Origin of the sequence: Psychrobacter sp. (genome assembly GCF_030454045.1) — a bacterium.
Lineage (GTDB): Bacteria > Pseudomonadota > Gammaproteobacteria > Pseudomonadales > Moraxellaceae > Psychrobacter.
In genome coordinates this window covers 1-15,486 of sequence record NZ_JAKDJE010000070.1, presented here as the reverse complement: position 1 = coordinate 15,486, position 15,486 = coordinate 1, and the positions used below count along the sequence as shown (strand labels likewise).

The following is a 15,486-nucleotide window of genomic DNA, read 5'->3' as shown; positions in this document are numbered from 1 at the left end:
ACTATGATAGTCTTTGTGAGTCAGACAAAGCTGCCTGACTCAAGCAATCCACTCTCCGATATAGTCGGGGCGGTTCAAAAGTTATTTTGCTGTTCGAATGGTAAGTCGTCTACAGACTCTGGTGTAAAGGTAGCAAAAAATACAGGCACATCTTCTGTGACTATAGTACGAAGTACTGGCTTATAGACTAGCTCACCTTCCGCGTTGTGTTGATCTCTAGATAAAACCATATCACCGACTTTAATATCTTTGATCGGTATTAATCCTTTATCGGTATGCACCAATGTGCCACCAACGAAGCCTGACGTATTCATAATCACATTATCCATATGTGTGTCTTAGTTCTCATTTATAGCAACTCTGATAATAAATCAGTCACAGTCTCTAACCCACCATCCGTCAATAAAAACAGTAATCCTGCCATGTTCACAACGACGGTCAAATAATAGGTGACACGAAACTCAGGCTTTTGTGATTTGTGCCGTAGATACGTCTGAGCCAATAACGCCCCTACCCAACCGCCAAGCGCGCTCAGCACGTGCAAGGTTGACTCAGGCGTACGCCAGTCGCCACTTTGGGCAGCAGCTTTGTCTTTGACATACATGGCGTAAGTGATCACGCCCAACGCTGCGTACCAAGCCACCACCAGCCAGCTTAGTTTATCGGTTGCTGCTAATAAAATTAGGACACCATAAAAAGCCAAACCAAGGAACGAGCGTTTCTTTTGTCCTGCTTCAAAATCCGCTTGGTGACTGCGTTTTTGGTTGCGCTTACGGATTTGGCTGTTTTTTTGTGCCATTTTTTGCTGCACAAAACCAAGTTCTTGTACTTGTTTGGCTCGCCTGCGCCCTTGATTGTCTCGTCCCATGGTGAATACCACTTGTTCGCCAACCTCAGGACGACGGCGTGCTTTAAATTCACTCACATGAAAAAAGACAGAGTCACCGTTTTGAGTTTCAATAAAACCAAACCCTTTATCATCCTGCCATTTTTTCACCATACCTTGTTGTTTATTCACCACCGACCCCTCATATCTTTTAGAATTGCCAATTATAGTACCTCATCTACGTTACATTATTGACGCTTACATCTAATCGCAGATGGCTTATTATTTCTGACACTATTTGTTATTTTTTATACTACAGCACTGCCCCCATATTCTTTTACGCCAGCAACAGACGGTTTCTTACTATGACCCAATCTCAATTTGTTAATCCAAACGAAGACACCCGTATCACTCATGGCAGCCTTGTAAAGCTGCATTTTGAAGTATCACTAGAAAACGGTACCATCATTGACTCAACATTTAGTCGTGAGGCGCCCGTCTCTTTGACCATCGGTGATGAGAGTTTACTCCCAGGTTTTGAGCAGGTGCTGATGAACCTACGCGCCGGTGACACTCGTACTGCACACCTTGAGCCAGAACAAGCATTTGGTGAGTGGAATCCTGAAAACATCCAACATTTTAGCCGTACTCAGTTTGCGCTCGTCGCTGACAATCCAGAAGTCGGTATGATGGTTGAATTCGAAGACAAAGGCAAAAACACCTTGCCCGGTACGATCAGCGCCATTGATGATGACCAAGTCGAAGTGGACTTCAATCATCCGCTGGCTGGGCAAGACGTATTATTTAAAGTAAAAATCTTTAAGGTCACACCACCTGGCGTCACTGGTATACAACTTATGTAGTTGTCCAAACGCACAATCCACAATAAAAAAACGAGAAAGGACAATCGAATGCAATATACAACGTTACCGCAGCTCGATGAAAAAGTATCTAAGATCTGTCTAGGTACGATGACTTGGGGACAGCAAAATACTGAGTCCGAAGCACATGAGCAAATGGACATGGCACTCTCTGAGGGTGTGAACTTTTGGGATACTGCCGAGATGTATCCGTCGCCACCAGACAAAGACAAACAGGGTGATACCGAACGATTCATGGGTACTTGGTTTGATAAAACCAAACAGCGTGACAAAGTCATCCTTGCCAGCAAAATATCACCAATGGATTTTTTGCGTGATGGGCAAACACGCTTTAACGCGCAGCATATCAGCAGCGCTATTGATGGCAACCTTGAGCGTTTGCAAACCGATTATATCGATATTTATCAGCTGCATTGGCCTGAGCGTCAAGCGAACTTTTTTGGTCAGCGCGGCTATACAGAGGACATGGCAGCACAGTCATCAGATGACTTAACGCCCTTTCTAGAGACCATTCAGGCCTTAAATGACGAGATCAAAAAAGGTCGCATTCGTGCTTATGGTTTATCAAACGATACGGCATGGGGACTCATGCGCTATCTATGGGAAGCGGACAAAAATGGCTTGATCGCGCCTATCACGGTGCAAAACCCATATAGCCTATTAAACCGTTTATACGAAGTTGGTATGGCTGAGATTGCCCATCGCGAAAACGTGGGGCTACTTGCTTACTCGCCACTTGGTTTTGGCGTATTGTCTGGTAAATATCTCGATGGCAAGCGTCCAGATGGCGCACGCTTGACGATGTATGATCGCTTCGCCCGTTATACCAATGAGCAAGCGGTATCAGTGACCGAGCAATATGCAAAGATCGCCGCTGATGCTGGGTTGGACATGGCGCAAATGTCATTGGCTTTTGTCAATTCACGTCACTTTGTCACCAGCAATATCATTGGCGCGACGACAACCGAACAGCTCAAGTCAAACATTGATAGTGTCAATGTGGAGCTAACATCAGACGTGCTCGAAGCGATTGAAGCGGTACACACACAACATCCCAATCCATCCCCTTAGTTCGATCTAGATCAGCGGTCTATAAATTGCTGCACCTGCATTTATTATAGACACAAAAAAGGCGCAAATCGCAGTCATATAACTCGAGATTTGCGCCTTTTTATTAACTAAGCTAGTTTAGCTATAAATAATCAATCTTCAACGGGTATACGAAGTACTCGTGAATGCAGTTCTGCCAACCCTTCTTGCATACGTGCTTGCAACAAATTGGTCAGCTCACTTTTGGTACAGCCTTTCGGATCTAGCGGCGCCAGTGGCAATACATACGCGGTGACATCTTTGCTATCGAGCACTTTTTTCATGCTGTCCTTCATTGTCATCTTGCCATAATATGGCAGCGCGTCGCTAAGCGTGCCATCTTTATCGACATAAGCGATAACAATGGGTCTGATAGGCACGTCAGCATCTATCGCTGACTGGAGCAATGTGCCATGAATACGCTTGATTTTTTTGCCACTAGTGGTGGTCGCCTCAGGGAAGAAAATCACCGAAAAACCTTTGGCTAAGAAATCAGCAATTTGTGAGGATACGGAACCTGCATCACCGGAGCCGCGCTCGATGAAAAGCGTGCCTGCCGCATGCGCGAGCTTACCGAACACAGGCCACTCACCAATCTCAGCTTTGGATAAAAAAAACGCTGGACTCACGGTACCAACGACAGGAATATCCATCCATGACACATGGTTTGACACCCACAAGCCGTGATGTTGCTTTACTGGTTCGACTTCAACGACCTTTACCCCAAATGAGCCTGCCATTTTACGGCAAAACGTTTGGATGTAGCGTGGTAGTGTCTCGCGTGGTGGCTGCTTGAATGCCCCAATGCGTTGAGCGGCACGCATACCACCAGCGATGGTGGTGGTCATGCCAGCAATTTGCTTACCGCGTCCCAACTGTCGTCTGAGTGAAAAGCTTGATTTAGCTTGGCTCATCTTCGCCCTCATGATTAAATAACGGGTGTTTAATAGTCAAAAAACGAGCCCAGTATAACAAAGTTCACACGCACAGTGATAGCGTGTTCACTCAGTGAATGCTGACTTTTATACAAATAGGCAATATTGCAGCGTTACAAAGCATTAGTCACAATAACCGCTGTAACATAAAACCATCGTTAATCATGCTAATACGCTTTAATATCAAGTGATAAGGCCCTATATAGATACTCATATGAACGCTATGATAAGCCTTATTGAGCTGCTGATAGCGAGACATTTACTTTATTACATAGGTGATACTCTTTGGATTATTTTGAAAGACATGAAGGTGGCGAGCGCGCCATTTTAGTACATTTAGACATTCGCCAAATTCAGGATCCTGATGATCTCAATGAGTTTGAATTGTTGGCGGATTCAGCAGGTGCCGATCGCTTGGCACTGGTCACAGGCTCACGTGCACGCCCTGACCCCAAGTATTTCGTTGGTAGCGGTAAAGCAGAGGAAATTGCAGAATTGGTCCGTGAGCACGAGGCTGATATTGTGCTGTTTAACCACAGCTTGTCGCCTTCACAAGAGCGTAATATCGAAGCTTTGGTGAAGTGCCGCGTCTTGGACCGTACTGGTTTGATTTTGGATATTTTTGCTCAGCGGGCGCGTACCTATGAAGGTAAGCTACAAGTAGAGCTGGCGCAGCTGAACCATTTATCGACGCGTCTGGTACGGGGTTGGACGCATTTGGAGCGCCAAAAAGGGGGGATTGGTTTACGTGGGCCTGGTGAAACCCAGCTTGAGACAGATCGCCGTCTACTACAGACGCGAGTCAATCAGCTCAAAAGCAAGCTAGAAAAAGTCCGTCAGACCCGTGCCCAAGGCCGTGCTCGTAGACAAAAATCTGACGTACCGACCATCTCGCTTGTGGGTTATACCAACGCAGGCAAATCTACGTTGTTCAACCGCTTGGTCGATGAAAATATCTATGCGGCTGATAAACTGTTTGCAACTCTAGATCCGACATTACGCCGTTTAGACTGGCAAGGCGTTGGTCGTGTGGTATTGGTTGATACCGTCGGTTTCGTTCGTCATCTGCCGCATGAGTTGGTCGAGTCGTTTCATGCCACACTGGAGGAGACGTTAGAGGCGGACTTATTGTTGCACGTCATCGACTCTGCTAGTGAAGATATGCACGAGCAAATTCAAGCGGTCAAAGAAGTGTTGTCTGAGATTGACAATGATGTGCCTGTTCTCAATGTCTATAACAAGATTGATTTGACCGATGAGCCTGCCCATATCGGCTATGCTAGCGAAGGCCAGCCAAACCGTGTCTATGTCTCGTCTCGAGAGAACCTCGGTATGGAGGAGCTGACGCTTGCGGTACAGCAACTGCTTACTGGTACATTGACCACGTTTGATTTGACCTTGCCCTATGACGCAGGACAATTCAAAAATACCTTGTATGAGCTGGACGTTATCTTAGAAGAAAGCTACGATGATACTGGCCGCGAATGTTTAACCATTCGCTTGCCAAGTGATCGATTGAGACAACTGCTGGGTCAAGCCAACTTAAAACCATCAGAGGTATTACCGCTCGCACAAGCAACGCTACTGATGCCAGTACTTGAAGAGTTTGAAAAAGTTGAAGAGACTGAAGCGCAGACCCTGACCGAAGCAGAAGAAAGGGCTTTTGATGAGTTTGATGCGTTGAATGCTGAAGTAGTCGACTCAGAAAAAGAATGATGTAAGGTAGCAGAGACGTGACCGTTTAATACACACTGTTTGACTGCAAGCTTTTACATAGTAAGTTAAGATAAGCCTAGACGATATCGATTGATATCGTCTATTTTTTTGTCTGCATCTATGCTCTTTATTAATGCGCTTACTCTCTATATAATCAGTGATGATACATTCGACAAATATTGACAGGCAGTATTGATCGTTTAAAATCCGAGAGATTCTTACTGCCTATTACCAATACCCATAGCGTCATTTTCACGTGGTACTTTTCATACAATCACCTGCTCGCTACTATAAATTCATCACTTATATCTGACTTGGCCAACTGCTTATGAAGCCTACTCACTCCTCACATATGCCATTATGGCTTGCATTAATTTTGACACTGGCTATGGTGATAGCTGTCCGTGAGACAGCGATGGTTCTTTGTCAAATGGCAGGCATTGAAAAAGCCGCCAACATTGTTGGCTTGGTTGCAATGTTTATTATTCTGACTCTATGGCGAGTGTTTAAGGGACTACCTAGCTGGATTACTCAAGCTAGCAACACCTTACTCGTCGATAGCGGTTTTGCCTTTTTGCCAGTTTCTGCGGGTGCAGGCTTGTTACTATTTGCGTTAGGAGATGAGTTGTTGGGTGTGATGACAACGATGTTAGTGAGTACGCTCATACCCATGTGGGGGCTAGCGTTACTGGCCAATCACTGGTTGAATCAAGGTGGTAATCCCGATAGCGTCACGACCAATCAGCACAAAGAACAGCCGTGAGCTGCGGAGAGATATTATGAATTTTGACAGCGTATTTATGGCGACCTTAGCAGCCGTACTCCTAACCTTAGTAGCACATGTGACTGCCCGTATATTGGCACGCAAACTATCGTGGTTGCCAATGGTCATTACCGCCCTTGTACTGGTTTTGATTTTCTTATTCATACTGCAGTGGGATTATGATAATTATTACAGCGTCGCTAAGCCTGTATTTGATCACCTACTAGGCTATGTTACTGTGCTATTAGCAGTTCCACTTGCTGCAATGAACTTTAAAGGATTGCCTGTCAAAAAGCTCTCTTTGATCGTTGTATTTGCTAGTGCCATTGGCGCCCTACTGCCAATGTCCTTAGCTTATCTATTTTCATTGAGTCACGACACCATACTTGCTTTTGCTACCCGTTCTGTGACTACTCCCATTGGCCTGAGTGTTGCCGATTTAATCAATGCGCCATTAGCACTGGCGAACCTGATCATCATCGTCTCAGGTCTCATTGGCGGCGCTGTCGCCCGTTTTTTATTTCGCGGTATCAATGATGATCGAGCTAAGGGTCTTGCACTTGGACTCGCCGCGCATGCCTTTGGTACAGTCGAGGCTTGGCAGATCAGCCATACAGCAGGACGATATGCGGCCTTTGGGCTGGCAGTCAATGGTATTGTCACTGCTATCTGGGTGCCTATCTTTATAAGTGCAATGAATATTTGAAACCTCTTGGCCAATCACTTTGATGATCGACTCAGCTGAGCATTGTGGTTGTGGTTAAACGTTAAAGCATTAAGATAAGACCGCCGTTAAACACACGTCTACATGACACGATGTCAGTGTCTTGTTGAGCGTTTTGATAAGCATATTTCATTCACTTTTTTGGGACTGACTAGCGGTAAAAATTTGATTTTACAACTTATTTTGTCAATCTGATACGGCAAAAAGTTATTATATGTTATAGTAAGTAACTATTATTTTTTGTATCTATTGCAAGTGGTTCTTGTTAAACGTGGTATCTGCTAGGTAGCTATAATCTCGATAAGCTATCCATCCTGCAGCCCTGATGACCGCTTAAGCGCGTAGAATGACGCGTCTATAGGCAAAACAATTTGCTATTATTCGATAAAAAGTGATAACACCATGATAAATCCTGCTACTTTGCTCACTCGCTGTTTGTCTTCCATTCTACTAAGTACCATTGCCCTCTCCACTTTTTCTGTTGCTGCCAACGCTGGCAATATGTATATCTATAAAGACAAAGCTGGACAAGTATTATTGACCAACGTCAACCCTAGTGGCAATTTTGATAAATTCACAAAAAAAGTAAAAGTCACTTATTACAAAGACTCTAAAATGTATGACGGTAGCAGTGATGGCTATGGTAGCAGCGCCGCTAGTAATAGTAGCAGTCGCAATGCTTATGATAGCTATATTCGAGCGTCTGCTGAACGCAACGGCGTGGATCCTGCACTCATGAAAGCAATGATGCACACCGAATCTGCTTTCAACCCTAATGCCCGCTCACCAGTCGGCGCGCAAGGCCTTATGCAGCTGATGCCAGCCACCGCCCGTCGCTTTAATGTCAACAATCCTTGGAATCCTGCAGATAATATTGAAGGCTCAGCCAAATATATCGCTTGGCTCATGCGCCGGTTCAATAACAATGTCGAACATGCCGTCGCAGGCTACAACGCTGGGGAAGGCAATGTTGACAAGTATGGCGGTATCCCTCCTTTCAAAGAGACCCGAAATTATGTTCAAAGGGTCATGAGTCGCTATCACAGCCTTTATAAAAATGATGCGGGCCTGTCTGGCGCTAGTATGAGTGCTAGCAATCAAGTCAATAGCAGCACCAATAGCGGCGGCCTACAAAATGTCAGTTATGGCACTAGTAGCAACGGCAATAACGCAAGCTATGTCAAATCAGCCTACGCAGCCCTGCGCTAAGCTGAGCGTTAAACCGTAAATACCATTCAAAAAAACCACATAAAAGAGCCCGTTAATCTCTTAACGGGCTTTTTTATGTGGCTACTTTATATCATAAAGTCTTATGAGCGATAAAGATAAACGATGAGTGCTCACTTGGCACTCATCGTCATAAGCCTTATAAATCAGTGCTTACTTGTTAGCAGCCTGAGTAGCAGCAACTTCAGCAGCAAAATCTTCTTGCTTCTTCTCGATGCCTTCGCCAACTTCTAGACGTTTGAAACCTAGTACTTTTACGCCTTCCGCTTTTAGGACATCACCAACTTTTTTGTCGTTGTCCATAACGTATGGCTGACGTAGTAACGTAACTTCGTCTAGGTACTTACGTAGGCCACCTTCGATCATTTTCTCAACGATATTGTCAGGCTTGCCAGACTCTTTCGCTTTTGCCTCGATGATGTCTTTTTCGCGTGCTAGTACATCAGCAGAAACGTCTTCGTCATCTACCGCAACAGGGTTGAATGCTGCAATGTGCATGGCAAGGTTTTTACCAGTTTCAGCATCGCCACCTTCATAAGAGACCACAACACCGATACGCAGACCGTGGCGGTATGCTGCAATGTTAGCACCTTCAAGTGTTTCAACACGGCGAACCTGAATGTTCTCACCGATTTTTTGTACCAAAGATACACGTGCTTCTTCAACCGTCTGACCATCGCCATAAGGCAATTCAGAGATAGCAGCAACGTCTGTGACATTGTTTTCTAGAGCAATGTTAGCCACTTTTTCTGCAAATGCTGTGAAGCTGTCGTCTTTTGCAACAAAGTCAGTTTGGCAGTTAACTTCTAACAAGAACGCTTTGCTGTCGTCTTGAGCGATGATGATAGCGCCATCAGCTGCGATGTTACCCGCTTTTTTAGCTGCTTTTGCTTGACCAGATTTACGTAGGTTATCAATGGCAACTTCAACATCACCGTTTGATTCTTCTAACGCTTTTTTACATTCCATCATGCCAAGACCAGTACGGTCACGCAATTCTTTTACCATTTTGGCTGATACTTTTACTTCTGTCATAAGAGTCACCTTAGTATAGTTATGTATAAGAGGAATTAATGTCTATTCGATATCTTAATGTTGCTTTAAATCTAGCAAGCCAGCTCATTTTGGATGGTTACTAATATAGCCATGAATGATGTCAAACAAATAACATCTTAAAAACATAGCGCTATAGCCAGTACGAACGATAATACTCGCCCATTAGCTACTCGGTTATGTATAACGGCCTCATTAATAATGCTCTATTCAATAACAAGGCATGACGAGTAAAACTACATCATGCCTATTATGAGCTTATACGCTGTTTATAACATTATATGGATGCTGATAGCTACACTATCAAGACATCCTTACAAAGTTAAACTTTTTAACTCAGCTATTTACTCTGCTGGAGTTTCAGCTTCTTCTGCTGGTGCTTCTTCAGTCGCAGGCGCTTGCTCAGCTTTGCCGCCAGCTTGAGTTTGTGCGTATTCTTTACCAGCGATGATCGCATCAGCCATAGAAGTCACGTATAGCGATACTGCACGGATAGCATCATCGTTAGCTGGGATGATGTAATCAACATTGTCTGGGCTAGAGTTCGTATCAACGATACCGATAACTGGAATACCTAGGTTTTTGGCTTCTTTAATCGCGATGGCTTCGTGATCTACGTCTACAACGAAGATTGCATCAGGTAGGCCGCCCATGTCTTTGATACCGCCTAGTGAACGCTCAAGCTTTTCCATATCGCGAGTACGCTCTAGCGCTTCACGCTTGGTTAGCTTCGCAAAAGTGCCATCTTCTGATTGCTTTTCTAGCTCTTTTAGACGGTTGATTGACTGGCGTAGTGTTTTCCAGTTAGTCAACATACCACCTAACCAGCGATGGTCAACGTAAGGCATGCCAGCACGAGCTGCCTGCTCACGTACGATACCGCTTGCAGCACGCTTAGTACCAACAAACAATACTTTGTTTTTCTTAGCCGCTAGGCCGTTTACGTAAGTCAACGCTTCGTTGAACGCTTTTACGGTGTGCTCTAAGTTGATGATATGGATTTTGTTACGTGCGCCAAAGATGTATGGACCCATTTTTGGGTTCCAAAAACGTGTTTGGTGACCAAAGTGAGCGCCAGCTTGTAGTAAGTCGCGCATTTCGATTTTGGTTGGATTCTTTGTAGCCATGAGAATATATCCTATTGGTTGGGTTATGCCTCCACATCACAAAAACAGCCTATTTGGCGACACGCATCTGCTACTGACTAGTCTTTATTACTAAAGCCCTAATGGTTCGCAAATTAATCAAGTCGCCAAACACCCAGCAATTTTTTGCCATGATGTGTGTGTCATTGGTTGGTTTCAAAAATAAGCCATTGTACGTTTAAACTAATTATATCTAAACTGTAAAAATAGCTGCGCTGTATTTTATCACATAATACCTTAAAGTCTCCAGCAGTTTATTCATAGTGCCTCAATGCGTTACAGACACAGTAGATCGGTAGTGCAATAAAAAAAGCGATACATTTGTATCGCTTTTTTCTTTGAATTTATAGAAGTGATGTCATAGTAGATTATGCAATGCAGATACCAATCACAGCTTTATAACCACGCCATGTGAATGGCGTGATATAGCTTTGGCGATCTCTAGGTAAGTAAGACACACTTGGTGCGCTTTCAACAATCTGAGGCGGAGAGATAATAAACTCAGAACCAAATTCTGTACGGGCATTACCAGAGATGGTGTTGGCCATTTCACCCAACAAATCTTTCATCATCGTGATCGAAGAGTCAGGCTCGCCCATCACTTTTATGATTTCTCGCAACATCACGCTTGGTGCGCTGACATAGACACAGCCCTCAAGAGGCCCTGATATCTTAATGACACCACTATAGTCAAAACCAACTGCCGTTTTATTGTTGTTCAAATAAGGGGTATCAATAGACACCTCTGAGCCGTCGATCTGCGCAAAGAACGCATTGATCGAGCTTAGAAACACACCCAATTTTTCTACTTTAAACATAATATATTAGTATCCATCTGTATTACGTGGTGGCAGTATTAGTCCTGCAGACAAACCACAATCTCGCCAACTTGCGAGTGCCAAGTGATGGGAATGATAAAAGAACGCTCATCGTTCGGCAACACAATGCTTTGCGGTGCGCCTTTGAACACAAACGGCACAGAGATATGAAATTCAGAGCCGAACTCTTTACGCGCATTACCCGAAATCGTGTTGGCAACTTCACCAGCCAAATCGATGTAGTTTTCCTCACTCTTATCGGTTTCACCCATGCTATCCAATATTGAAGACAGTAATTGACGTGTTGCCGAAAAATATACCACGCCTTTTTGTCCACCTGATATACCAATAACACCTGTATAATCGTGGACTTTTGGCTGCTTGTTTTCTAACAAGTAAGGGGTGTCAGCAACCAGCTCTTCGCCACCAAACTGATTAAAATAGTGACTAATAATACTCAAAAAAATCTGTAGCTTTTGTTCTTTCATAATGACATCTGCTTTAATCGATGAATGGTATTAGTCTTGCATCAGCTCATACAAAGACTCCACGAGCTCCTCTTCTGAGAAAGGCTTGCACAAGAAACCGCTGGCACCTAGTGATAAAGCTTCGATACCAGTGGCCTTATCAGACAACGCTGATACGACCAAAATACGTACATCAGGATCAATCGCAATGATTTTTTCGATACACTCAAGTCCGTCCATTTGCGGCATGGTTAAGTCCATGGTGATCACGTTAGGACGATGAATGTTAAATTTTTCAATGGCTTGAACGCCGCTAGTCGCTGTTGCAACCAGCATAAACTTTCCTGAGTCGTATGCGCGCTGAATACGGTTTCTGATAATATTTGAATCATCAACAATCATTAATTTATGCATAACTTGTCTATTACCTTTAATGAAATGCTTGTCGTCCCTGACAATATCGTCACTGTTTTTAATTAAGCTTTAGGTAAAGTAATGACAAACCGTGTCATTTGACCCAGCTCACTATTCACATTCAGCTTGCCATTGTAGTCTTTTACTTGTGCTTTGATGATATCAAGTCCAACGCCGCGTCCACCATCTTCATCTGCGTTTTCTTTGGTAGAGAACCCAGAAGAAAATAGCTGCTTGAGTAAATCGCCTTGACTGAGCTGGCTGGCTTCTTCCTCACTAAAGCGACCTTCTTTGCTTAGCTTATTACGGATGCTGTCATAGTCGATACCTTGGCCATCATCTTGCACTACTAGTGTGAAGTCTGAACCGTTATCTTGTACTTCCAAATCAATCGTACCGACTTCAGGCTTACCAGCCGAATGACGAACACTTGGGGTTTCGATACCGTGCACAACCGCGTTACGTAGCAACTGAATACTGATTTCTTTAATTGGCTTGGCAAGGTGCTCTGGTATGTGAGTTTGCGCCAGTGTCGTGCTTTTTAGCTGCACATGCTTACCTTGTCTGGCAGCGATCTCTTTTGCAAACTCATTGTAAAAAGACAGATGATCATCATTGCTTTCACCGTCTAGATCAATATCTAAACCGCCATCAGTGCTGAAGCTACTCGCTGGCTGACTATTTACCGCAGCTGTTTTTGCCACGCTGTCTTTTAAAGCAGAATCGTTTAATGGGGCTTGCGTATTGGCTGTCGCCGCTTTAGGTGGTGCTGAGCGGTTGATGCGTTCACCCAAGGTCGCAATAGTGTTAGACAAGCTCAACAAGTCATCTAAGTGTACCGCTAACTGTAAGAAGTCATTACCCGATAGCTGGCTTTGATTTTGCAAGGCATGCAATTTGTCTTCTGCTTCTGACGCAATTTTGGTAAAGCTATGCAGTTTTAGTGCCGATGCCTCACCTTTCAAGCTGTGCATTTCACGATAGATCGCATTTAGTTTGCCTTCAAGCTCGTATTGTGAGCTACCAGGGTTTTTCAAAATGTTATTCATACGCTCGATATGCGCTTGGGTATTGCTAATAAACTCATTAATGATTTTTGGATTTACATTCAAGATAGTGGTTAACATCTCAATCTGCATATCATTCTGCGAGCGTTCTTTTTCTAAACGCTGTTCTAAGTAAACAGCATCTGACACGTCATTGACGTTAACCAAAATACGCGCAATGTCTTTATCTTCATAAACACGTGAGAATTTAAAGTCTAAAAAGCGATTGTTAAGTCCTTTATCATCAGAGCTGTTATGTAGCATCACTTTGTGCAAAGGATTTAGAGAATCTACCAATTTTTCTTTAACTCGAGGATTATAAAGCTGCTCAATGAACTGCTGAGTGGTCTTAAGATCTTTGTCAGAAATACGACCACGCAAGACGTTGGTAAAGTTTTCTCCTGCTAGCCTATCAGAGCCGACAATACCGTTAAGCGCGCGCGAGTGCTGCTGACCAATATTTAAGTCTTTGTCCAGTAGGAATAGACCTGTATTTACCGTTTCCATAATCTCTTGCGTTTCGCGACGAGCAGCAAATGCCTCAGCATCGGTCTCACGTAAGCGGCGTACAAAGAAGAATACGAAGATCAAGAAGTAAGCAAAAATCGCAACAACCCCAAGTGCCTGAATTAGACGAATGGTATTGGCTTGGCGCTCTGCGTCATCAAACACTTCGTTGGTCAAATCATCTAATGATTCGTTCATTAGCAAACTTGAGGTTTTTGCCTGCTCTACCGCCTGAGTCAAATCATCTGATGAATCGACCAGTACGTTATCAGCATCTTTTAAGTAAGTTTCAATTCTAGGCTCAAGTAGCTGCCATTGCTCGTTTGCCGCTTGTACATTTTCTTGCGCACTACCGCTAACGCTCGGTAATTTGTACGTTTTGCCGTCAGCATCGTCGGTAATCGTGCCGCCTTCTCCGATAGCCGTCAACGTATTGTTAATCAGTGCTGTATTCTGTTCCAAACGCTCTAATACACGCTGAATGTGCGGCGAGCTGGTATCTTCACCGTAACTGCTATCCAAATCGAACAGATCTTTAATAACTGACTGTGCACTATTTGCCACTTGGTTGGTCTGATCAATCAATACCGTGTTTCTTTCAAGCAAGCTTGAGGTATAGAAAGTAAATACAAGCAAAGCACCGATCAAAGACAAAAACAGTGCAATCGAAATAATCAAGCCGCGATAACGTTTGTTATCTCCATTATTTATTGTAGCCATATCAAACGTCCCTTAGTTTGCTTGTTCAGTGGTGGCAGAAGCACTAGCCGTTGGACTTGTAGTCTCACCAAGCCAGCGAGCTTCAATCTCTTTAAACTTACCTTCCGCTTTTAGCTTGGTAATACCGTCATTGATTTTGTTAATGAGCTCAGTATTACCTTTTGCCATCAAAATAACCTGCTGTGCTGATGGATTGTCTTGCCCTTCATAAGGAACGATGGTTACTTTTTGCTCAGGATGGTTTTTTGCCGTATATTGCAAGATAGGTAGATCATGCAAAATCGCATCTACTTTGCCTTGCATTAAATCTTCATACAATAAAAAGGCAGTCGTTCTGGTCGAGAAGTTGTTGTACTTACCCATTTGCTGTGCTTGATCGACCTGCTTAGAGCCTTCCATTGCAGAGATGTTTTTGCCTTGCAAATCATCTAGGCTGTTAATATTTAATTCTGGTTTTGCGTACATAATAGCGGCAGGGTTAAAGAAGTAAGGCTGAGACAAGCCGTACTTAGCATCACGCTCATCTTTATAAGAGATGCCTGAAATCGCTAAATCACGACTGCCCGACTCTACTGTATCGAACATGTTTTGCCAGGTTTCTTTATAAAACTCAACTTTGAACCCTTCTTCTTCGCCAAGCGCGCGAATAGAGTCAATGTCAATGCCCTGCATATTGCCATAGTCGTCCTGGAACGAGAAAGGAGGCATGGTCCCTGTGGTTGCTACTTTTAAAACTGGCGCTGAATCTGGAAGGCTACTGACAAACTCCTCCTGCCCTTCTGCAGGCTTGTTCTCAGCAGCAGTACTTTCTGGTGTACTAGAGTTGCTGCATCCAAAGATACCTACGCTTAAAACGACTGGTAATATTCGGTATAGCTGCTTCATAATCTATCCTTGAGAATTAATGTGGTTATACAATTTAATGAATGACAATCTAGAGAGGTTAAGCAATATTCCTATAATATTTACTTACAGAAAGTTACGTTAGATAATACTTACCTAACTTTACAATTGCAATAATAATGTTTGACAATTATATACAATTAGTTATATATACATAATAATTCATATATATCTATACAATATATATATTATTAATATTTGGTGTAATGGACATTATTCATGCTGGCGTAGGCTCTAAAGCTATATACTGTC

General features: G+C 43.6%; 16 protein-coding genes. 6 read left to right on the top strand and 10 right to left on the bottom strand.

Translation table 11 applies throughout. The features are described 5' to 3' along the window. Positions 1-74 precede the first annotated feature (74 nt). Positions 75-329 (bottom strand): hypothetical protein, encoded by a 255-nt coding sequence (locus L0G63_RS11265; RefSeq protein WP_301450739.1) that lies wholly within the window; start codon positions 327-329, stop codon positions 75-77. Positions 330-349: 20 nt separating this feature from the next. Continuing rightward, positions 350-1,018, bottom strand: a complete 669-nt coding sequence (locus tag L0G63_RS11260) for a DUF1294 domain-containing protein (protein WP_301450738.1) — start codon at positions 1,016-1,018, stop codon at positions 350-352. 173 nt (positions 1,019-1,191) lie between these two features. Between L0G63_RS11260 and L0G63_RS11255 the strand changes: the two genes are divergently transcribed. Both L0G63_RS11255 and L0G63_RS11250 read left to right on the top strand, forming a co-directional pair. After that, positions 1,192-1,689, top strand: a complete 498-nt coding sequence (locus L0G63_RS11255) for a peptidylprolyl isomerase (protein ID WP_301450737.1) — start codon at positions 1,192-1,194, stop codon at positions 1,687-1,689. 48 nt (positions 1,690-1,737) lie between these two features. Then, a complete protein-coding gene (locus tag L0G63_RS11250; protein ID WP_301450736.1) occupies positions 1,738-2,778 on the top strand; it encodes an aldo/keto reductase in 1,041 nt (346 codons plus the stop codon). A 131-nt stretch (positions 2,779-2,909) separates the two neighbouring features. Here L0G63_RS11250 and L0G63_RS11245 read toward each other — a convergent pair whose 3' ends face one another. After that, complete coding sequence (locus tag L0G63_RS11245) at positions 2,910-3,710, bottom strand: 1-acyl-sn-glycerol-3-phosphate acyltransferase (RefSeq protein WP_301450735.1); 801 nt, start codon at positions 3,708-3,710, stop codon at positions 2,910-2,912. Between the two features lie 306 nt (positions 3,711-4,016). Here L0G63_RS11245 and hflX point away from each other — a divergent pair, with 306 nt between their 5' ends. The 4 genes from hflX to L0G63_RS11225 all read left to right on the top strand — a co-directional run bounded on the left by hflX (position 4,017) and on the right by L0G63_RS11225 (position 8,143). Continuing rightward, entirely contained in the window at positions 4,017-5,447 is a 1,431-nt protein-coding gene (gene hflX / locus L0G63_RS11240; RefSeq protein ID WP_301450734.1) for a ribosome rescue GTPase HflX, read from the top strand. A gap of 328 nt (positions 5,448-5,775) precedes the next feature. Further along, positions 5,776-6,210 carry a CidA/LrgA family protein gene (locus tag L0G63_RS11235; RefSeq protein ID WP_301450733.1) on the top strand — a complete coding sequence of 145 codons (435 nt, stop codon included), beginning with the start codon at positions 5,776-5,778 and terminating at the stop codon, positions 6,208-6,210. A gap of 16 nt (positions 6,211-6,226) precedes the next feature. Next, on the top strand, positions 6,227-6,916 hold the full coding sequence (locus L0G63_RS11230; protein ID WP_301450732.1) for an LrgB family protein: 690 nt from the start codon (positions 6,227-6,229) through the stop codon (positions 6,914-6,916). 420 nt (positions 6,917-7,336) lie between these two features. After that, positions 7,337-8,143 (top strand): lytic transglycosylase domain-containing protein, encoded by an 807-nt coding sequence (locus tag L0G63_RS11225; RefSeq protein ID WP_301450731.1) that lies wholly within the window; start codon positions 7,337-7,339, stop codon positions 8,141-8,143. Between the two features lie 171 nt (positions 8,144-8,314). On the opposite strand, the gene tsf is transcribed toward L0G63_RS11225, so the two are convergent. From tsf to L0G63_RS11190, 7 genes are all read right to left on the bottom strand, one after another. Next, positions 8,315-9,196 carry a translation elongation factor Ts gene (tsf, locus tag L0G63_RS11220; protein WP_301450730.1) on the bottom strand — a complete coding sequence of 294 codons (882 nt, stop codon included), beginning with the start codon at positions 9,194-9,196 and terminating at the stop codon, positions 8,315-8,317. Between the two features lie 362 nt (positions 9,197-9,558). Then, positions 9,559-10,341 (bottom strand): 30S ribosomal protein S2, encoded by a 783-nt coding sequence (rpsB, locus tag L0G63_RS11215; RefSeq protein WP_301450729.1) that lies wholly within the window; start codon positions 10,339-10,341, stop codon positions 9,559-9,561. 386 nt (positions 10,342-10,727) lie between these two features. Continuing rightward, positions 10,728-11,177, bottom strand: coding sequence for a chemotaxis protein CheX (locus L0G63_RS11210; RefSeq protein ID WP_301450728.1), 450 nt, complete (start codon positions 11,175-11,177; stop codon positions 10,728-10,730). A gap of 38 nt (positions 11,178-11,215) precedes the next feature. Further along, the gene (locus tag L0G63_RS11205) at positions 11,216-11,665 is read right to left on the bottom strand and encodes a chemotaxis protein CheX (RefSeq protein WP_301450727.1); all 450 of its coding nucleotides are present in this window, start codon (positions 11,663-11,665) and stop codon (positions 11,216-11,218) included. A gap of 30 nt (positions 11,666-11,695) precedes the next feature. Then, positions 11,696-12,058: a response regulator gene (locus L0G63_RS11200; protein WP_058025789.1), complete on the bottom strand. Its 363-nt coding sequence runs from the start codon at positions 12,056-12,058 to the stop codon at positions 11,696-11,698. Between the two features lie 62 nt (positions 12,059-12,120). Next, positions 12,121-14,331: an ATP-binding protein gene (locus L0G63_RS11195; RefSeq protein WP_301450726.1), complete on the bottom strand. Its 2,211-nt coding sequence runs from the start codon at positions 14,329-14,331 to the stop codon at positions 12,121-12,123. 12 nt (positions 14,332-14,343) lie between these two features. Further along, entirely contained in the window at positions 14,344-15,216 is an 873-nt protein-coding gene (locus tag L0G63_RS11190) for an ABC transporter substrate-binding protein (RefSeq protein ID WP_301450725.1), read from the bottom strand. Positions 15,217-15,486 lie beyond the last annotated feature (270 nt).